This is a genomic window from Jeotgalibacillus sp. S-D1 (assembly GCF_004358665.1).
In the GTDB taxonomy this organism is placed as follows: Bacteria; Bacillota; Bacilli; order Bacillales; family Jeotgalibacillaceae; genus Jeotgalibacillus.
Map to the genome: position 1 here is coordinate 114,426 of NZ_SMZR01000006.1, position 19,723 is coordinate 134,148.

The window sequence follows — 19,723 nt, forward strand, 5'->3', positions numbered from 1 at the left end:
CCTCAATAATCTCAAATTACCTGAAGCTCTAATAAGTAATAAATCATAATTATCATAAATATGATAGAATGAGAGCATCAATTTAGTAAAAAGGAGAGCCGGTCCGATGTAGAACCCCCTTTAAAACCATACAACTGAATAATGAAAAGGAGCGTTTTATATGGGGAAAACATCGTTTCGTTTTTTATGGACCGGCCAGACGGCTGCAAACGCGGGGGATATTTTATATATCGCAGGATTGATTTCTGTTTTATATATCATAACCGGTTCCGCCGTGTATATGGCAATGCTGCCATTTTTCAGTATGGCAGCGAGGTTTTTGAGTGCACTGATTGCTCCACTCCTGCTGGATCGTTTTCAATTGGAGAAGCTGCTGGCCGTCTCACAATTGGGCAAAACCGCAGTTTTATTTGTGCTGTCTATTTTTTTACACTTTTACATGCGGGAAGACACCGTTTCTATTCTTTTTATCTTTGTTATAGCAATTGCTTTTCTGGATGGCTGGGCAAGTCCTGCAAGAAATGCGCTGCTTCCAAGATTAGTTGAAAAAAACGAGCTGGTGAAAGCGAATAGCTTTATTGCGGTAATTGACCAAACTGTACAGCTGGGCATGTGGCCGCTGGGAGCTGTCTTGGTTTCGATCATAGGTGCAACCTGGGTGGTATGGATCACTTTTATTTTATATATCCTGTCAACACTATTCATGCTGATGATTGTTCGGACTGAAAAAACAAAAAGAAAAAATTCGAGTACAGGAGAGGAAGAAAATCAATTTAAGGGATTCAAGGAAGGGTGGAAGACAATTTGGACGACGCCCTATCTTTTGCTGATCAGTGTAACTGAGGTAATTGAAAGCTCAGCAAACGTTGTCTGGATCGCTGCCATTATGTATGTCTACGTAGCGGAGGTTTTGCATGCAGGGGAAGCGTGGTGGGGGTATATTAACGCCAGCTTTTTTGCAGGACTCCTCATTGGAGGTATTCTTGGGTTAAAATACGCCCAGTTGCTGGAATCTCATATAAAACGGATCATTAGTGCAGGGGCCGTCGTTCTTGCTCTCGTTACACTTGTATTTGGCTTTTTAGACAATGCCTTTATTGCTTTATTTCTGTCCGCAGTGTTCGGGTTTGCAAGTCAGCTTAAAGGAATCGCACAGCAAACGCTGATTCAAACCAATGTTAGAGAAGCGCTCCTGCCTAAAGTATACTCGGCGCAGGAAGCAGCTTATTTTGCGTCCTTCGGCGTATCAACGCTGCTTTTCGGCTATTTAACCGATTTGCATGGCGCAAGGTTTATCTTTTTCCTTTCTGCAGGGCTGCTTTTGCTGTCTTCAGTATTACTGATTTTGTACAGGGGTTTACTTGAAAAAAATCAGCATCTTCCGGGAGTAAAAGTAACGTAATAACAAGACTAAGTGGATGGTGAGGGGAAAAGAAAATGAGAAATGAATTAACGGATCGCCTTGGGCTGGAATATCCAATTATCCAGGCTCCGATGGCAGGGGGTGTAACCACTTCCGAATTGGTCGCAGCTGTTTCAAACAAAGGGGCGCTCGGAATGATTGGGGCTGGTTATATGAGTCCATCCGGTTTGCGGGATCAGATTAGAGATATAAAAAAACGGACCTCTAACCTGTTTGGTATAAATCTTTTTGTCCCGTCGCCTTTTTCTTCAACTCAGGAAGATATTCAACATGCTCAAGAGCTATTGAAGCCTTTTCGCACCCAATTGAAACTTGAGGAACAGGAAATAAACATCCCTGACTGCGAGCAAGAGGCTGAGACATTTGCCCAATTAATTGATATTGTACTGGAAGAAAAGATCGGTGTTTGCTCGTTTACGTTCGGGCTTCCTTCCGGGGAGGTCATTAAACGTTTAAAAGCGCATGGTGTTGTGCTGATTGGTACTGCTGCTACCGTCCGTGAAGCGATAGAAGCCGAGAGGTCGGGAATGGACATGGTTGTGGTGCAGGGATGTGAAGCCGGAGGCCACAGAGGTGCTTTTCTGCCAGATGCCAAAGAAAGTATGATTGGTTTGATGTCTCTTATCCCTCAGGCTGTTGACAGCATTGAGATTCCTGTTATTGCAGCTGGTGGAATTATGGATGGGCGGGCCCTTATGGCTGCCCGTTGTCTTGGAGCGAAGGGTGTTATGATGGGAACGGCATTTTTAACCTGCTCAGAAAGCGGGGCTTCTTCTGTTCATAAAAAAGCTGTACTTGAAGCACGGGAGGATGAAATTGTCATGACGCGTGCATTCTCGGGTAAATGGGCGAGGGGAGTCCACAATCGTTTTATAGAAGAAATGAAACACAGCCAATTGGATGTACCTGTATTTCCTGTTCAAAATACGCTGACAAAAGCGATTCGCAGCGCTTCATCCTCGCAGGGAAACCCTGACTGCATGTCGCTTTGGTCAGGACAGAGTCCGATGCTTGCGAAAGAACAAACTGCGGCACAGTTAATCGATTCAGTGACAGAGCAAGCACAAAGAATTCTTAACTGGTGAATGCCGCTGGCGGATGAAAGTTCAGTTGCTTTTCATGAAAATAAAAAAAATCAGCCCTAAAGGAGCTGATTTTTTTATGCAATGTTTTCTTTATTTTGCCTGTATGCAAGATAAGAAAATGTTGAGGCGAACAAAACGGATAATAAGATGACGCTCCACATAAAGGTTTTAGTCCCCGGTTCCAAAGGGGTAAGAAAACTAGAAGCAATCAAAGTTCCGGCTGATAGAGCAATGCCTGAAAAGGTAACCGCCTTTTTGTGGATATATAGCAATAGACCAAACAAAAATGTAAAGAAAAATAAAACCATTCCAACAGGGAAAACTGAACCTGTTTTAATTGAGTGAATGAAAAAATCCATTTCGGTAATTTGGTCGGGTGAAACAATAGCGCCGTGTATAGATTGCGAAATAACTGCATTTTCGTTCCATTGCATGGAGTCCTCGATAAGTGAGCTCCCTTCGTACCAGCTGAAAAATGCACTCATCGCAAAAAAGATGACAGAGGCCCCCATGACAAGGATTAATTTTGTTTTCAACAATCATCCTCCTGTTCATTAACGATATGGAAAAATTATGTTAATAGTATATCATATGTAAATCTTAAATGATTCCTGATTAAGGGGAAAGGCAGTTTATTATTTTCTAATATTAAATTGAGCATTTAATTGTCCGCGAATCATCTCGTCCCTGTATTCTTCCTTTTTCTTCTTATTGTTTAAATCCTGTTTAATTTCATAGGTCTGTACGCCTTCTTCTCTTTTGTTGGCGATCTCCATTAAGAGTTCAATATCGGAGAAAGAATACTTTCTTGTACCGCGGGGAGTGCGGTCGGGGAAAACTAGTCCACGTTCTTCATAATAACGGATTTTACGTTCGGATAACCCTGTCATTTCATGGACAATTCCGATTGTAATCACCTTTTTATCTTTAATTGAAGTCAAGGTTCAATGCCCCCTCAATAAAAAGTAATGATGGTTCCTCACTATAATAACATAGAAAATGGAAAATGATGTTATGAAACCTAACATTTATTAAATTATTCTAATAAATCAGTCGATTTAATCAATTATTGTTATGAAATTTAGTCTAAATTGATTAGTAATTGTAAGATAATCTAACACAATATCTCTATTAAACGTTTGTTTGATCATCATGTTCTCTTTTACTTGTAAGACAATTCAGAATAGCTCATATTATTAAGTAGATGGAAACAATAGACAGAAAAGGAAGTGTGCAATGAATTCATATATATGCAGTACATGCGGGGTTCAATATTCAGCAAGTGAGAAGCCTCCTGCACATTGTTTAATTTGTGAAGAAGAAAGACAATACGTGAGTCCAAAAGGCCAATCCTGGACCACTTTGGCGGAGATGAGGGAGAGCGGTACGTACCGCAATGAAATTCTTTTTGAGGAAGAGTCCTTATACAGCATCACCACTGCTCCGGCCTTTGGTATTGGGCAAACTGCTTACCTGGTGCAGGATAAGGAATTTAATTTGCTGTGGGATTGTATTTCTTATTTAGATAAAGAAACAATCGCAGAGGTAAATCAATTAGGCGGAATTAATGCCATTGCACTGTCTCATCCCCATTATTACTCTGCTCAGGCAGAATGGGCAGAGGAGTTTAATGCCCCCATTTACATCCACGAAGATGATAAGGAATGGGTGACAAGACCGAGTGAAAAGATCATTTACTGGTCGGGGGAAGTGCTGCATCTGACTGACAGTCTATCTCTCTATCGTCTTGGAGGGCACTTTAAAGGCGGAGCAGTTCTGCACTGGAAGAGCGGCTTTAATAATAAGGGAATTCTGCTTACCGGCGATGTTATTCAGGTAGTGGCTGACCGCGAGTGGGTGAGCTTTATGTACAGCTATCCAAATCTCATTCCATTGCCTGCTGGCATTGTCAGCCGCATTGCATCAAAAACAAGTGAGCTGTCATTTGAACGCTTGTATAATGCCTTTCACCGGGTAGTGAAAGAGGACGCTCAACAAGCGGTTCAAAGGTCTGCCGAGCGATATATAAAAGCTTTGGAAGGGAATTTGTTTAAAACATAATCTCAGGTGTGAAGGAGAGTTATATGTTCAGTAATTACGGAAAACTGAGTACTGAGGTTTATCAGCATACAAAGCCTGTAGGCCACTCGATCGATGGGGATATAGAATACTATAAAGAAAGACTGAAGGGGTGCCGGGGACGAATTCTTGAGGCGGGAGCAGGAACTGGACGAATGCTTATCCCCTTACTTGAGGAAGGCTTTTTAATCGATGGAATTGATTACTCAAAGGACATGCTGGATTTTTGCAGACAGCAGTGTGAAAAGCGCGGACTGAATCCCGATCTTTATGAAGGGGTACTCCAGTATTTTTCCCTGCCGTCAAAGTATGATGCCATTATCCTGCCAGCGGGAACTTTTGGTTTGCTGGAACAAAGAGAGGAAGCAGTAAGCGCATTGGATTGCTTTTATGAGCATCTTAATCCTGGAGGGCGAATTCTGATTGATTTGTTTTTGCCCTGTCATTTTAAGGCGGGGACACTATCGACCACAGCTTTTCCGCTGCCTGATGGTGATGGGATTACGCTGGAAAACAAATCTGCCCAGCTGGATTGGCTTAACCAATATACCCTGTCCTACTTAAAATATGAAAAATGGAGTGCGGGAAAATTAGTTGAAACCGAGCTTCAGAAGTTCTTGATCCGGTGGTATGGAGTTGAGGAATTTAAGCTGATGCTGGAAAAGGCAGGATTTCATTCTATTACGTGTTCGGCAGACTACACCTATATGGAAGAGCCGGCCAGACAAGATCAGGCATATACCTTTGAAGCAGTGCGGAGAGAATAACTGGGTAAAGAAAGAAGGGTCCGTCACTTCTTTCTTTACTAACTATCTACTGAACAAAAAGGACTGATTACCCATTTTAATTGAAAACGCTTTCAATATTTTATTATTATGGTATCGTTTATTTTGTGCAGAGGTTAATTTTGGCAGTCATCCTTAGAATCTCCAACATTCTTTTATCCCAAAATGCAAACGATTGCACTATTTTTATATAAGGGAGATTGATAGCTTATGAAACGTATGTCAGCTGTATTTTTGGTTTTTACCCTGCTTTTCAGTTTCATTGCTGCACCTTTTTTATCCGCTACAGCTCAGGCTGAAAATGGACCGTATGATTCTGTGGTCATCCGGGGAAGTGAAGCACCTCTTGATTGGGGGTCGAATAATAATCCATTGACCTACAATCCGGAAAAACAGGCCTGGCAAAGCAGCCCGATTCCGTTGACAGGCGGGAAAAAAATTGAATTTAAATACGTTTATGACGGGGAATGGATGGGAGGAGATAATCTGGTTTTCACTCCAGACCGGAATGGAAACTATATTTTCACTTTTTATCCGCAGGATCATCGCAGAATTGATGTTCAATCATCAGATGGCTATGATGGAAGCGTTACATTAAATGTAACTGTTCCTGAATCAACTCCCACATGGGCAGTTCCAACCCTTGCTACCAGTTTGAACGGCTTTAACTACGAATTGACTCCTCTTGAAAAGTCAGAAAAAGACCGCGAATGGACAATTGAAATTGAAGGTAATCCCGGTGATGAATTTACGTATCAATACGGGCTCGGAGCAGCACAGTATAAAGAATCCAATACAGAAAAACGCAGTGCAGTGTTCTCAAAAGAAGGTACCCTGATTGAAGACACCGTTACAGGATGGGAAGCTGTTCCTGTTGCTGAAAAAGTAACCCATGATTTTAACCACACACCATTTTTGCCAACTGAAAAAGATCATGTGACAGGCACCGTAACCGTTGATCATTATGGTCCTATTAATGCGGGAGCAATTTATTTTACAACAGACGGCACCTCTCCTAAAGGCAAGCGTGGAGAAGTGGAAAACGGCTCTGTTGTCCCCTTGACAGTCCAATCAGCAAAACAAAATGATAGTGGATTAACCACTTCTGTGCTTTCAGGTGTGATTCCAAAACAAGACAAAAAAACGCCTGTAAAATATAAAATTGACGTTTGGGATGAGGCAGGAGAAGGCTCCCAGTTTGCTGATACCAACAGTTTCAGTGCAGAGAAGGCAACGGAATTTGCTTATTATGTTGATAAGTTTACCTCTCCTCAATGGGCTAAAGATGCCTCGATCTACCATGTGTTTGTGGACAGATTTCGTGATGGAAACCCGCTGAATAATGAACCGGTTGATCCGGAGCTGCCCTATGATGAGCGGTTAAAAGGCTGGATGGGCGGAGATCTTGCAGGTGTTAAAGAAAAAATCTCCTACATTAAAGAGCTCGGTGTTGATACGATATGGATCTCGCCAGTGTTCGAAGGCCCTTATTCCCATGGCTATCACCCGACCGACTTTAAGGAAATCGACCATCGGTTTGGCGATAAACAAGTCATGAAAGAGCTGATCGAGGAAGCGCATGAAAAAGAATTGAAGGTTGTGTATGATTTCGTTCCGAACCATACCTCAAGCAGTCATCCATTCTTTGAGGATGCAAAAGCAAAAGGGGAAGGCAGTCCCTATTATAACTGGTACACGTTTACAGAATGGCCGTCGAAATACAATACTTTTTATGGCATTGATGAACTGCCTGAATTGAATAATGACAATAAAGAGACAAGAGACTATATTTTAAACGATGTCGTTCCTTACTGGTTAAGTGAGCTGGATTTTGACGGCTTCAGGCTGGATTACGCCAAAGGGCCAAGCTACAGTTATTGGGTGGATTTCCGTCATGCTGTAAAGGAGTTGAATCCGGATGCCTTCATTTTCGGTGAAGTCTGGGATACTCGTGAAAAAATCAATTCCTATGCAGGGAAATTAGACGGTGCACTTGATTTTGGCCTGTCGGATACGATGGTAAATGTTTTTGCCAAAGGTAACTCAATGAAAGAGCTAAGCAGCACAATTAAGGATAATCTTTCAACCTACCCAGAAGAATATGCGATGGTTTCCTTTTTGGACAACCATGATAAACCAAGGTTTTTATTCGAGGCTGGCGGAGATGTGGATAAATTGAAACTTGCCGCCGGAACACAATTCACCCTCCCTGGCACTCCTGCGATTTATTACGGGACAGAGGTTGGGCTTTCACAAAGTAAGGATCATAATGAAGTGAGTGATTGGAAGGATCGTTATTTCCGTGAAATGATGCCATGGGAGGAAAAAGACCAGAATCTTGAACTGAAGACTTTTTATCAGGATATAATCAAATTAAGAAACAAAGAAAAAGCGCTTCGCACAGGTGAATTTAGTGAGATTGTCGTCACAAATGATGTCATGGTGTACGAGCGTACGGATAAAAATAAAAAGTTCCTCGTCGTCATTAATAAAGGCAAGGAAAGCAACCTTTCTATAAACAAGATATACGGGCAGCATTTACTGCATGGCGTAAAGCTGACAAACGCACTGGATAAGAAGGAAATTAAAGCGGCAAAAGGAAAATTGAACGTGTTGATGCCTGCTGAATCATTTGCTGTATATGAAGTAAGCGGAAAACTCGAAAAAGGAAATTTGGGCTGGGGCAAAAACTAAAGCGGTTAGCTTGAAAAAGTCAGAACTTTGTGTGATGCGGAGTTCTGATTTATTTTTTGTTTTAATAGAAAAGGGGATGCCAAATGCAGATTCGAAATTCAGCAAAGGCCATTATACTTAAAAATGAAAAGCTGCTGGTCATACAAAAGAAAGATGACGAAGGTTATTATTATATTTTACCAGGGGGCGGGCAGGAGCATGGCGAAACGCTTACTGAGGCGGTAATAAGAGAATGCATGGAAGAAACGGGAGAGGAAGTTGAAGCAGGGGAGCTGCTGTTCATTCGCGAATATATAGGAAAGAACCATGAGCATAAAGCATTTGATTCCCGGGTGCATCAAATCGAATATATGTTTAGTTGTAAACTGATAACTGAACATCCCCTGTTAAAACAAGGAAGCATTCCGGATGAGGGACAATTGGGTGTGGAGTGGCTGCCTTTATCGACACTGTTTTCATACAGACTTTATCCTCAGTCGATCCGGAAAAAAGTGATTGATTATAGCAAAGGGATAAAGAGTGCGGTTTATTTAGGGGATATAAATTAATGGAGGCTCGTTATGATCAAAAGAATGAATGCTGCCGATTATAAAACAGCTGAAGAGTTGCTTCGTCTTCAACTGCCGGCCTATCAGGTAGAAGCAGAAATTATTGGTTATGAGGATTTGCCGCCTCTGCGTGACACGGTAGAGTCGTTGATGCATTGTGAAGAAACGTTCTTCGGTTATTTTATCGATCAGGAGCTGTGCGGCGCGATTTCATTTAAAACGGAAAAAGAAGAAATCGATATCCATCGGCTAATTGTACATCCAAATCATTTTAGAAAGGGGATTGCCCAGAAGCTGCTTGATTTTGTAATCGAGGATCAAAAGGATATGAAAAGCATCATCGTTTCAACCGGCACAAAAAATAAACCTGCTGTACATTTTTATCAAAAGAATGGTTTTTCTCCGGTAAAGGAGACTGTTATTAATCCGTCTCTTTCAATAACTTTATTTAAGAGAGAGCAGTGACTTGTTCTTTATATAGACCGGTTCATTTGCGCTTCAGGCGGCGCTTTCCGCGGGGCGGGGGTGAGCCCCTTTGATGCTCCGCATCTTCAGTGTCTCACCTTTCCCGCTACATCCCGCAGGAGTCGCCGCCTTCCGCTCCAATGAACCTAAGTGTTTAATTAGCTGGTCGTAAAAATGGAAATGAGTATTCATAATACAACGAATATCATAATCGTGTTACCGATTTAGTTTTGATCTTTGAAATGCATATAAGTATTTAATCGATGTACCGAATTGCAGTGCCAATCATAGTACTAACTACTCTACTGTATCGATGTTCGTTATCAGTATTGACAAAAAAGGCAGAAGCATCATAGTCTCTCGTGAAAAAGGAGTCACTTAACCCGCCTGTTTGAAAAGTGATGCCAATCACTGCATCTGCGTTTAAGTTATGGGCAAACCTTCGAATATCCTCGGTAAAAATTCTTAGTCCAAAATCAGACTCGGCAGTGCGGGACGCTACTAAACCAATTACTTCAAAAGGTCTATTGCAAGTAGGTAGGGTAGATAAAACAATGTTATCAAATTGATTTTCTTGTATTTGGTCTTCTTGCATTTGTTTTTTATCTTTTGATTTGCCAAAAAAATTTACCAAAGTCATCACCCTTTTCTTATGAGTACCTTGAGAAAAACAATTGTTTAATAAAACTTCAACTATCTATCCTAGTTGCGAACATCTTCTCAAGTTTCTTGCCTTTCGAAAATAATTGAACATGCAAATGGTCGTTTATTTGTAAAACAAACAATTTTTCCTCATTTGGTTAAACACGACGTTAATGATGATCACTTCCTACAGCTTAATAATACCAATTTATTTATAATAATTGTTAAAAATGTAAATAAATTTCTTGTGTCGACATCCGGCTCAGGAGCAATATAAAATCTACCTTGAGAAAAATTAGAAAAATGTTCTTTATTTGACATGTTACTGGAACGTGGTACGATAGGGGCAAGTAACCACCAATTTCATATCGTCATTCTGCTGGGGGAGCCTTTTTTGGCTGAGACGGAAGTATTCCGGACCCTTTGAACCTGATCTAGTTTGTACTAGCGTAGGGAAGTGGAGGCTTTCAGACCGAATATTCATAACGACGAATAGCCGCCACTTTCTCAACGATGAGGAAGTGGTTTTTTGCGTTTAATCAGCTACCTGAAGGGAGATCTACAAATGTCATTTACAGAAGAAATCCGTAAAAAAGCAGATCATATTTGGGAGGCGAGCTTCGACCATCCCTTTGTTAAAGGAATTGGTGATGGCACGCTGTCACTTGACCGCTTTCGTTTTTATGTCATGCAGGACGCCTATTACTTAACCCATTTTGCAAAGGTGCAGGCTTTAGGGGCTGTGAAAGCAACCGATCTATTTACTACAAATCGTCTAGCCATTCATGCTCAGGGAACATTTGAAGCGGAGCTGTCTCTCCATGAAGGATTTTCTGCCATTTTAGGCATTACAGATGAAGATAAAGCCAATTTTGAACCGGCGCCGACTGCTTACGCATATGCTTCCCATATGTACCGTGCCGGACAGGGAAGCCTGGGCGACATTATTGCGGGTCTTCTGCCTTGCTACTGGCTTTATTACGAAATTGGTGAACGGTTAAAAGCCTGTTCTCCCAAAGAGCCGATTTATCAGCAGTGGATCGAAACTTACGGCGGTGATTGGTTCCGTTCGCTTGTAGAGGAACAAATTGCACGACTTGATGAACTGGCAGAAAAAGCATCCGAGGAAGATTTGGCTCGCTGGACGCAGCACTTTTTAATCAGCAGCCAATATGAATATGCATTTTGGGAAATGGCTTATTCACTGGAATCATGGCCGGTGGAGAATCCGGCTCTTCATACGCGGTAAAGGAGGAGGGGTGAAATGGGCAGTTTTCAGTATCATTTGTTATCCACATGTGGACAAACCGATTCAAATTGGGTTGAAACCGCAAGTGCTGTGCATAAAGTTGTGGATAATTTCCACATACGGGAAAAAACAGCTGCTGCCCGTGACCTGCTTTTGTATGTGGATGAATTACTCCATCGAGGGGTGCCAGCTTCAAAACTCGTCATCAATGACCGCATTGATGTAGCCCTTGCACGCGGTCTTGCAGTCCAGCTGGCCTATCACAGTCTTCCAATACAGGACGTAAAAAAGACGTGGCCGGACATCCGCACAGGTGTATCTGTGCATTCGGTGGATGAAGCAAGGGAGGCAGCTGATGGAGGCGCGGATTATGTATTCTTTGGACATGTTTTTCAAACTGGCTCCAAACCGGGCCTGGAACCAAAAGGAATATCAGCATTGGAGCAGGTCGTCAACCATTGTCCCATCCCGGTGATAGCGATCGGCGGGATAAAACCTCATCACGTTCCTCTGATTCAACAGGCTGGTGCGGCTGGGGTGGCCGTTTTATCTGGAGTCATGGGGGCTGCAGACCCGCAAGCTGCGATTCAAGCTTACAAAGAGGAGGAGCTCACATGACTACGCCAGATGTCTTAATCGTTGGAGCTGGTGTGATCGGCAGTTCCATTGCCTATGAACTGACAAAAAGGGGCGCACGTGTCGTACTTGCTGACCAGGGACAAGCTGGTAAGAAAGCTTCAAGTGCTGCAGCAGGCATGCTTGGTGCACAGGCAGAAATTGATCCGGCATCTTCGCTCTATTCGTTTGCTCAATCCAGCAAAAACCAATTTCCGCTTCTTCATAAGGAGCTGAAGGAACAAACTGGCATTGACATTGAATTGGTGCAAAAAGGAATGATCAAGCTTTCCCGCAGCGAAGAAGAGGCTAAACAATTAAAAAAGCATTTGTCATTGCTGCCGGAGCAGGAGCAGGTTTCGTGGGTAGAAGCTGAAGAGATAGCAAGCTATGAGCCTGCTCTTTCCACAGTTCACACAGGAGGGATGTGGATACCGAAAGATGGTCATATAAATGCCCCGATGTTATCCACAGCTTATACACATGGAGCTAGTAACTTGGGTGCAAAACTTTTGGAGTATACACAGATTGAGTCTTTTCTTGTGGAAAACGGAAAATTAACCGGTGTCATGACAAATACCGGTCCCATCTATTGTGATCACGTTGTAGTAGCCGGAGGGGCATGGAGTGCCAGATTGTTAAAGGAAGCTGGAGTTTCACTTGAGGCTTATCCGGTGAAAGGGGAATGCTTCTCTGTCACCATGAATCAGCCGCTGCTTCAGTCCACCATATTCACAGAAGGCTGCTACATTGTTCCAAAAAAAGCGGGACGTCTTCTTGTGGGGGCAACAGAAACTGCCCACACGTTCAACGAAAAAGTAACTGCAAAAGGAATCGCTTATTTAATGGAGCGGGCAATTGAGCTGGTGCCGGCTTTACAAGATGCGCATTGGGAGAAAGCATGGGCTGGCATTCGCCCTCAAACAATCGACGCGCTGCCCTATATGGACGTGCATCCCCGCTACTCTAATCTTTGGATTGCGACAGGTCATTATCGAAATGGCATTCTGTTATCTCAGGCAACCGGCACTTTTATGGCGGATCTTATTGAAGGAACAGAGGTTCATGAAGCATGGCGTACGGCCTTTCGATTGAACCGGAATCAATCATTTGCAGGGAGTGAATTCAATTGAAGATTACAGTAAACGGCGACGCTATTATCGTTCCTAATGATGTGAAAGTGGTTCAGGATTTGCTCGGACACTTTGAATTGACGGATCGAATCGTAATGGTTGAATTAAATAAAACCGTCATTGATCACACGGACCACAGAACACATGAAATAAAAGATGGAGATCAGTTTCAGCTTGTTCAATTTGTAGGAGGAGGATGACATGATGTTAAAAATCGGTAATCAAACCTTTCAATCACGCTTATTGCTTGGTACTGGAAAATATCCTGATTTTGAAACGCAGAAAAAAGCGGTTGAAGTATCAGAGGCAGACATTCTTACCTTTTCAGTTCGTAAAATGGATATCTTTGATAAAAACCAGCCTGATCTTTTGGAACAGCTTGACCGCAAAAGATATACGCTGCTTCCAAACACGGCAGGAGCGTCAACTGCTGAAGAGGCAGTACAAACAGCTAAGCTTGCCCGCGCGAGTGGTTTGTGCGACATGGTGAAAGTAGAAATAATCGGCTGTCAGAAAACCCTTTTACCTGATCCCGTTGAAACACTGCGCGCGTGCGAAATGCTGCTGGCTGAAGGTTTTATTGTTTTGCCATATACCTCTGATGATGTGGTATTAGCGAGACGATTAGAAGAAATCGGCTGCCACGCGATTATGCCGGGAGCTTCACCTATCGGCTCCGGGCAGGGAATTCTGAATCCCTTAAATCTCCAGTGGATCATTGAGCAGTCTTCTGTGCCTGTCATTGTGGATGCCGGAATCGGTTCACCTTCTGACGCAGCACTGGCAATGGAGCTTGGAGCTGATGCTGTTCTTCTGAATACAGCCGTCTCAGGAGCCGGAGAGCCGGTTAAAATGGCACTTGCCATGAAAAAAGCGATTGAGGCAGGACGACTGGGATTTGAAGCTGGGCGTATTTCAAAGAAAAGCCACGCTTTTGCCAGCAGCCCGGTTACGGGAATGATTGAATCATGAGAGACCGCTACTCGAGGCAGGAGTTATTTTTGCCCATTGGCCATGAAGGTCAGAAAAAAATCCGGCGTAAGCATGCTGTGATCGTGGGAATGGGGGCTCTTGGTTCTTCGATCGCTGATATGCTGGCACGCGCCGGTATAGGCAAGCTGACCATTCTTGACAGGGATTACGTTGACTGGAGCAATCTCGGCCGGCAGCTGCTGTATGAAGAAAATGACGCAGCCAATCACTTGCCAAAAGCAATAGCAGCAAAAGAAAAACTGCATCGGATCAATCATGAGGTGGAAGTGGAAGCGCATGTGATGGACGTTACAGGAAGTGATCTTGCAGCCTTAGTCAATCGTGATGTCGACGTGATCCTTGACGGAACCGATCAGTTTGAAGTCCGCTTAATGATCAATGATGTTGCACACAAATACAAAATACCCTGGATATACGGGGCATGCGTCGGCAGTTATGGCATGAGTTATACGATCATTCCAGGTGAAACACCGTGTCTTCACTGCCTGCTGCAGTCTGCGCCGCTTCAAGGCCCAACTTGCGATACTGCCGGTGTGATCAGTCCGATCGTTCATTTGATAACAGCCCACCAGACAGCAGAAGCACTGAAATTATTAGTGGATGGAAAAGAGTCGCTTCGCAGGAAGCTGATCAGCTTTGACTTATGGAATTACCAGCATCAATCCATTCAGGTCGATCAGTTAAAACGGACCGACTGCCCCTCCTGTGGAGAAAACCCGACCTATCCCTATATCCAGGAGTCTGCCATTCAGACAGACGTCCTTTGCGGACGCGATACCGTGCAGATTCGACCTGTTCACAAGGAAACCAGAAACCTGGATCAGCTTCAGCAACTGCTCGAACAAAAAGAAGGCAGAACCGTGCGCAACGACTATCTGATCATGCATCAGTCTGATCACCGGTTTGTTTTCTTTAAGGACGGAAGAGTGCTTGTACATGGAACCAAGGATATCCAGCAGGCAGCGAAGCTTTACCGTGGATTAGTTGCCCAATAGAAAAAGCGCAGGTGCGTAATGCATCTGTGCTTTTTTGTGTCAGGACAGCTTTTTACAATGTTATGTAGTTAAATTTAAAAAAATAAAGGTATCAGCGGTAATACTATGGAACTACCATTTTATAGGATGATACTTATGACCAAATAGGTAGGAAAAGGGGTAAAGAAATGAGACCACGCGCCAATACATTAGGAATAGTTTTGCGGGACCGGTATGTCCTTTTAGAAGAACAGAACAGGAAGCATTCCCAGGGTACGGGACCGAATTACCGTCCGATTGGCGGTACGATTGAACTGGGAGAGAAGTCCAGTGAAGCATTGGTTAGAGAGTTTAAAGAAGAAATAAATGCTGATATTGAAATAGATCAATATTTGGCCTGTTTAGAAAATATATTCAAATTAGACGATCAAATAGGTCATGAAATCACTCAGCTATATGCTGTCTCATTTAAAGATGAACGGCTGTATGAGAAAGAATTATTTATAGTAAGTGAACAAGGAAAAGAAACAACAGCCAAATGGATTGATCTCGAGGATGTATGGAGAGATTCGTTTGTGGTATATCCGACAGGGTTAAAAGATGAAATTAAGAAACTGATTAAATAGCAGGGACGGTGATGATGAATGTATCCTCCAAAACATATCGTGTCAGCAGCAGCCATAATCGTAAATGATAAAAATGAGATCGTGTTGATTAAAGGGCCGCGCAGAGGCTGGGAAATGCCTGGAGGACAGGTGGAAGAAGGAGAGTCAATAAGGGATGCTGCAATCAGGGAAACCAAAGAAGAGTGCGGATTGGATATTGAGATTACGAGGTTTTGCGGTATTTATCAGAATGTAAATGGTTCAATATGCAATACTCTCTTCCTGGGTAAAGCTGTAGGAGGGGAGTTGACAACCTCGCCGGAAAGTCTGGAGGTTGGTTTTTTTCCAATTAATGATGCGCTTCAAATGGTGACGTGGAAGAATTTCAGGCGAAGAATTGAGCATTGCCTGGACGAATCCATGCATCCGTTTTATGTTGAGTTTTGATGGCAATCGACCTGCCTATTGCTATTTTCACAGTATGTCCATACGTTTTGCAGCAGAATAGCAGGAATTCGATTTTATAAGAAAGAATGGAATAAGAAATGGAGGGATGAAGGGAGATAATATGGTAGTAAAACAGAGGTGGAAAGGCTGGCGTTTTCCCGCAATGCTATTAGCCGCCATGGGACTGTCAACAGTTGGTGACTTTATCTATTTGGTTGCCATCAACTTGCTGGTTTTAGAGATGACAAATTCTGCTGCTGCGGTAGCAGGCCTTTGGATTGTGGGACCTGCCGCAGCCATTTTCACAAGATTTTGGGCAGGAAGTATGGTTGATCGGGCAAATAAACGGAGGCTGATGATCTGGACAGATATTATTCGTTTTCTCCTTGTTGCCCTTATCCCGTTGATGACCTCTATATGGGGGATTTACCTGTTATTATGGTTGATCAGCATGGCAAAATCATTTTTTGCTCCCGCATCATTAACCTACATCACTGTACTGGTACCGGAAGATAAAAGAAAACAGTTTAATTCATTTTATTCTTTAACGTCATCCGGTGCTTTTATCATCGGACCCGCAATAGCCAGCGTCTTGTTTATGATGAGTTCAGTCAATATTGCTATTTGGATAAATGCCGCCTCTTTTTTGCTGTCGGCGCTCATCCTGGTATGGCTTCCGGACGTTGACGAAAAGAAAACATCCGGTCTGCAATCTTTATCATTTCACGCTATTATTCAGGATTTTAAAATCGTTGCAGATTTCGGAAAAGACCATAAGCTGTTTACCATGGTGCTTGGGCTAAACCTGCTGATCTTGATTTCGACGTTTGCAATGGACGCGCAGGAGGTTGTGTTTACAAGGCAGGTAATCGGGCTCAGTGAAGTAGAATACAGTCTTCTGTTGAGTATTACTGGTGCCGGTGCTCTTTTAGGCGCACTTACAGTAGCTTTTTTTGCAAAATACCTAACCGTTAAACAGCTTTTCGGCGGAGGGTTTTTATTGGTTTCTGCCGGTTACGTTCTGTATGCATTCAGCCAGTCGTTTGCTATGATTGCAGCAGGTTTTGTTGTACTCGGTTTCTTTAATGCTTTTTCGAATACCGGATACACCACCTGGTACCAGCAAAACGTACCGATTGAATTAATGGGCCGGGTGACAAGCCTGTATGGTGTTATTACCTCTTTTTTTCAGATCATCTTTGTGCTTGGTATGGGAATCATTGCAGATCTTCTATCCCTTCGGCTTACGATTATTTCTCTTTCTTTTTTATGCCTGATCGCCGTTTTATACTTAATTAAAATGATGGTGCATCCTGTGGAAAAGGTAATTTTTGAAGAGAAGAGTGGCAAAGGCGCAGCATAACCTTTTACAGAAAAAACCCCTGCAGGGATGAATGCCTGCAGAGGCAGTGAAAACTAATTTGCTGCTGCCAGCCCTGCTTTATTTAAGAAGTTCCAGGGCTGATTAAAGTGAGGCTGGAAGAAGAAATCGACAAAGCCAAGCTCATCAATTGTCATGCCGGTCTGGATACAGACGCTCAGCGTATTGATGGACTGGGTGACATCCGCTTTGGAAAGGACCTGTGCACCAATAATTTTACGAGAGTCCGGCAGAAAGCTTACCTTCAGCTGGACATTTTCTGAAGTAGGCATAAAATCAGGACGGTGTTTTTCATTTATTGTGATACTTTTCACATGAATGTCTGCAAAAGAGGCAGACGTTTCCGTCAATCCTGTGGATGCCATATTCAGATCGTAAATGTGGAGGCCGGATGTTCCCTGAGTACCAACATTCTTCATTACAGGCTTCAGTATATTTCTCGCAACGAGTGTGCCCATTCTCACTGCATTTGTCGCAAGGGGGATGTAGGCATGCTGCCCGGTCGGATTGTATTTCACCGCACAGCAGTCACCTGCAGCAAAAATATCCGGATCGCTCGTTTGCATGTACTCATTCACATTGATTGCGCCATTATCCAGCATATCCACCTTTCCCTTAAGAAGGGCTGTATTTGGACGGAAACCGACTGACATGATAACCAGATCCGTTTTGATGCGGCCTTTACTGGTTACAACTGCGTCCACCTGGTCCTTCCCTTCAAATCGTGAAACGGTTTCTCCAAGACGAAGCTCAATGCCGCGCTCCACAAAAGTACTTTCAACTTGATCTGTAAATTCCTTATCAAGATATTTATTTAAAATACGATCCGCACCGTCGATGAGGGTAACTTTTTTTCCGGCTTTTTCAAACGCTTCAACCATTTCAACCCCGATATAGCCTGCGCCAACGACTGTGACGTGCTCTGCCTGTTTTGCCCGTTCAATAATCGTATTTGCCTGGTTGTAGTTCTTAGCCAGCAGAACATTATCCAGATTAATTCCGTCAATCGGCGGTGTAATCGGCCATGAGCCTGTAGAGATAACAAGTTTATCGTAGCTGTCAATAACAGCTTCTCCCGTTACAAGATTAACAGCTTCAATCTGTTTGCGGACAGTATCAATATTTTTTACGTCATGCTGCATTTTTACTGCAACACCAAGTGCAGCGATTTTTTCAGGAGAAGAGTAGAATAGTCCTTTAGGATCTTCTACAACACCTCCGACGTATAGAGCCAGGCCGCAAGATAAAAAGGATACGTTATCGTTTCGCTCATATACAGTAATATCCGCTTCCGGATAGAGTTGAGCCATATTTGTAACAGCAGCAGTACCTGCGTGTGTGCTTCCAATAACTGCGATTTTCATATTGTTGCCCTCCTGATTTTTATATTGTGAAAAACATCACAATGTCGATGTGAGATAAGTATAATACGCTGCTTCTATAAAAACAATACATTTGCTCACTATTTCACAAAGTGCTATTTTATCTAATTTTTACCTTTTTCATTGGTTTTCTTACACAGCAAACATCTATAATAGATATGATCATTCAAGATGGGGGGACGTTCAATGGATGCTGTATTTCAAGTGCCTGATGCCGTATTTAACTACAGAGTTGCAGGGGTGTGGATTGAAAAGAATCATGTGCTGTTACACAGGCAGGCAAACGATGCTTATTGGGCGCTGCCGGGAGGACGAGTAAAGGTGATGGAAGACTCGAAAACGAGTCTGGTAAGGGAGATGCAGGAAGAGCTTGGCTGCGATGTGAAAATAACAAAACTCTTATGGGTTGCAGAAAACTTTTTCAAATACGCACAAAATAACTTCCATGAAATTGGGTTCTACTACAGCATATCTTCGAGCAGCGAAGATTTCCCTTTTCAAAAAGGAGAGTTTTTTGGTGCTGAAGGAGAAAGACTCGTGTATAAGTGGGTAGCCATTAATGAGCTTGAAAATCTGGTCATTTATCCTGAATTTTTAAAGACGTCTTTGACGAAACTGCCGCTCACTCCCGAACATGTGGTAGTAAACGATCTGTCCTGCTAACTGGAAATATACTTAAAGGAAAGGTGACACGTTATAATGAAAATAGTTCAAGCAGGAATGAAGGAATTAGAGGGAGCATCTGATCTTTTTAATCTATACCGCATATTTTATGAACAAAAGTCTGATATAGATGGTGCCACGGCATACCTAATCGAGCGGTTTAAAAAACAGGATTCAGTAATTTTTGTAGCCCTACATAATGATTCATATATTGGCTTTATGCAGTTGTATCCCTCTTTCTCTTCTATTTCAATGAAAAGGACATGGATATTAAACGATTTATATGTTGCAGAAGAGGTACGGGGTCAAGGTGTGGCTCAGGGATTAATGAACAGGGCAATTGATTTATGCCAGGAAACAGGTGCCATTTCTCTGAGTCTCCAAACCGCTCCTTCAAACACGAAGGCACAAAGGCTGTATGAGAAAAATCAATTTATTCGAGAAGATAATCTGTTCTTCAGTTATGTATTGAATTTTTAACCGGATCATAGAGGGTTTAACTGCCGAATTGATGCCGTATGTTTTTTTATTTTGTGTCTAGTCATGCAAGGAGGAGTGGA

The 19,723-nt window shown here is 42.8% G+C and carries 22 protein-coding genes and 1 riboswitch; of the genes, 18 read left to right on the forward strand and 4 right to left on the reverse strand.

Translation table 11 applies throughout. The features are described 5' to 3' along the window. Nucleotides 1-160: 160 nt before the first annotated feature. Nucleotides 161-1,402: an MFS transporter gene (locus E2R51_RS16190; protein WP_133378133.1), complete on the forward strand. Its 1,242-nt coding sequence runs from the start codon at nucleotides 161-163 to the stop codon at nucleotides 1,400-1,402. A gap of 35 nt (nucleotides 1,403-1,437) precedes the next feature. Then, nucleotides 1,438-2,508 carry an NAD(P)H-dependent flavin oxidoreductase gene (locus tag E2R51_RS16195; protein WP_133378134.1) on the forward strand — a complete coding sequence of 357 codons (1,071 nt, stop codon included), beginning with the start codon at nucleotides 1,438-1,440 and terminating at the stop codon, nucleotides 2,506-2,508. A gap of 74 nt (nucleotides 2,509-2,582) precedes the next feature. Here the strand turns inward: E2R51_RS16195 and E2R51_RS16200 are convergent, their stop codons facing one another. Beyond that, nucleotides 2,583-3,044 (reverse strand): DUF4306 domain-containing protein, encoded by a 462-nt coding sequence (locus E2R51_RS16200; RefSeq protein WP_133378135.1) that lies wholly within the window; start codon nucleotides 3,042-3,044, stop codon nucleotides 2,583-2,585. Nucleotides 3,045-3,143: 99 nt separating this feature from the next. Beyond that, nucleotides 3,144-3,449 carry a MerR family transcriptional regulator gene (locus E2R51_RS16205; RefSeq protein ID WP_133378136.1) on the reverse strand — a complete coding sequence of 102 codons (306 nt, stop codon included), beginning with the start codon at nucleotides 3,447-3,449 and terminating at the stop codon, nucleotides 3,144-3,146. A 295-nt stretch (nucleotides 3,450-3,744) separates the two neighbouring features. On the opposite strand from E2R51_RS16205, the gene E2R51_RS16210 reads away from it, so the two are divergent. The 5 genes from E2R51_RS16210 to E2R51_RS16230 all read left to right on the forward strand — a co-directional run bounded on the left by E2R51_RS16210 (nucleotide 3,745) and on the right by E2R51_RS16230 (nucleotide 9,079). Further along, on the forward strand, nucleotides 3,745-4,569 hold the full coding sequence (locus E2R51_RS16210; RefSeq protein ID WP_133378137.1) for an MBL fold metallo-hydrolase: 825 nt from the start codon (nucleotides 3,745-3,747) through the stop codon (nucleotides 4,567-4,569). A gap of 23 nt (nucleotides 4,570-4,592) precedes the next feature. Continuing rightward, nucleotides 4,593-5,354 (forward strand): class I SAM-dependent methyltransferase, encoded by a 762-nt coding sequence (locus E2R51_RS16215; RefSeq protein WP_133378138.1) that lies wholly within the window; start codon nucleotides 4,593-4,595, stop codon nucleotides 5,352-5,354. A 228-nt stretch (nucleotides 5,355-5,582) separates the two neighbouring features. Continuing rightward, complete coding sequence (locus E2R51_RS16220; RefSeq protein WP_133378139.1) at nucleotides 5,583-8,066, forward strand: glycoside hydrolase family 13 protein; 2,484 nt, start codon at nucleotides 5,583-5,585, stop codon at nucleotides 8,064-8,066. An 83-nt stretch (nucleotides 8,067-8,149) separates the two neighbouring features. After that, entirely contained in the window at nucleotides 8,150-8,614 is a 465-nt protein-coding gene (locus E2R51_RS16225) for an NUDIX domain-containing protein (RefSeq protein ID WP_133378140.1), read from the forward strand. Between the two features lie 12 nt (nucleotides 8,615-8,626). Beyond that, nucleotides 8,627-9,079 carry a GNAT family N-acetyltransferase gene (locus E2R51_RS16230; RefSeq protein WP_133378141.1) on the forward strand — a complete coding sequence of 151 codons (453 nt, stop codon included), beginning with the start codon at nucleotides 8,627-8,629 and terminating at the stop codon, nucleotides 9,077-9,079. Between the two features lie 256 nt (nucleotides 9,080-9,335). Here the strand turns inward: E2R51_RS16230 and E2R51_RS16235 are convergent, their stop codons facing one another. Further along, complete coding sequence (locus E2R51_RS16235) at nucleotides 9,336-9,713, reverse strand: hypothetical protein (RefSeq protein ID WP_133378142.1); 378 nt, start codon at nucleotides 9,711-9,713, stop codon at nucleotides 9,336-9,338. A 379-nt stretch (nucleotides 9,714-10,092) separates the two neighbouring features. Then, nucleotides 10,093-10,194: riboswitch (TPP riboswitch) on the forward strand. 92 nt (nucleotides 10,195-10,286) lie between these two features. Here E2R51_RS16235 and tenA point away from each other — a divergent pair. The 9 genes from tenA (at nucleotide 10,287) to E2R51_RS16280 (ending at nucleotide 17,100) form a co-directional block, all read left to right on the forward strand. Beyond that, nucleotides 10,287-10,970 carry a thiaminase II gene (tenA, locus tag E2R51_RS16240; RefSeq protein WP_133378143.1) on the forward strand — a complete coding sequence of 228 codons (684 nt, stop codon included), beginning with the start codon at nucleotides 10,287-10,289 and terminating at the stop codon, nucleotides 10,968-10,970. A gap of 15 nt (nucleotides 10,971-10,985) precedes the next feature. Beyond that, entirely contained in the window at nucleotides 10,986-11,588 is a 603-nt protein-coding gene (locus E2R51_RS16245; protein WP_133378144.1) for a thiamine phosphate synthase, read from the forward strand. Then, nucleotides 11,585-12,718 (forward strand): glycine oxidase ThiO, encoded by a 1,134-nt coding sequence (gene thiO / locus E2R51_RS16250; RefSeq protein ID WP_133378145.1) that lies wholly within the window; start codon nucleotides 11,585-11,587, stop codon nucleotides 12,716-12,718. Before E2R51_RS16245 ends, thiO begins: the two co-directional genes overlap by 4 nt. Continuing rightward, nucleotides 12,715-12,918 (forward strand): sulfur carrier protein ThiS, encoded by a 204-nt coding sequence (gene thiS / locus E2R51_RS16255; protein ID WP_133378146.1) that lies wholly within the window; start codon nucleotides 12,715-12,717, stop codon nucleotides 12,916-12,918. The genes thiO and thiS overlap by 4 nt, the downstream gene beginning before the upstream one ends. Before the next feature lie 4 nt (nucleotides 12,919-12,922). Further along, nucleotides 12,923-13,690, forward strand: coding sequence for a thiazole synthase (locus tag E2R51_RS16260; RefSeq protein ID WP_133378238.1), 768 nt, complete (start codon nucleotides 12,923-12,925; stop codon nucleotides 13,688-13,690). Then, nucleotides 13,687-14,706, forward strand: coding sequence for a ThiF family adenylyltransferase (locus E2R51_RS16265; protein ID WP_133378147.1), 1,020 nt, complete (start codon nucleotides 13,687-13,689; stop codon nucleotides 14,704-14,706). The genes E2R51_RS16260 and E2R51_RS16265 overlap by 4 nt, the downstream gene beginning before the upstream one ends. Before the next feature lie 167 nt (nucleotides 14,707-14,873). Beyond that, nucleotides 14,874-15,311 (forward strand): NUDIX hydrolase, encoded by a 438-nt coding sequence (locus E2R51_RS16270; protein ID WP_133378148.1) that lies wholly within the window; start codon nucleotides 14,874-14,876, stop codon nucleotides 15,309-15,311. Between the two features lie 18 nt (nucleotides 15,312-15,329). After that, nucleotides 15,330-15,737 (forward strand): NUDIX hydrolase, encoded by a 408-nt coding sequence (locus tag E2R51_RS16275; RefSeq protein ID WP_133378149.1) that lies wholly within the window; start codon nucleotides 15,330-15,332, stop codon nucleotides 15,735-15,737. Nucleotides 15,738-15,843: 106 nt separating this feature from the next. Next, a complete protein-coding gene (locus E2R51_RS16280) occupies nucleotides 15,844-17,100 on the forward strand; it encodes an MFS transporter (protein ID WP_240733114.1) in 1,257 nt (418 codons plus the stop codon). A 53-nt stretch (nucleotides 17,101-17,153) separates the two neighbouring features. Here E2R51_RS16280 and E2R51_RS16285 read toward each other — a convergent pair whose 3' ends face one another. Then, nucleotides 17,154-18,482, reverse strand: a complete 1,329-nt coding sequence (locus E2R51_RS16285) for an FAD-dependent oxidoreductase (protein ID WP_133378150.1) — start codon at nucleotides 18,480-18,482, stop codon at nucleotides 17,154-17,156. A gap of 204 nt (nucleotides 18,483-18,686) precedes the next feature. Between E2R51_RS16285 and E2R51_RS16290 the strand changes: the two genes are divergently transcribed. Both E2R51_RS16290 and E2R51_RS16295 read left to right on the forward strand, forming a co-directional pair. Further along, nucleotides 18,687-19,163: an NUDIX hydrolase gene (locus E2R51_RS16290; RefSeq protein ID WP_133378151.1), complete on the forward strand. Its 477-nt coding sequence runs from the start codon at nucleotides 18,687-18,689 to the stop codon at nucleotides 19,161-19,163. Between the two features lie 36 nt (nucleotides 19,164-19,199). Beyond that, complete coding sequence (locus tag E2R51_RS16295) at nucleotides 19,200-19,643, forward strand: GNAT family N-acetyltransferase (protein ID WP_133378152.1); 444 nt, start codon at nucleotides 19,200-19,202, stop codon at nucleotides 19,641-19,643. The last annotated feature ends 80 nt before the right edge of the window (nucleotides 19,644-19,723 follow it).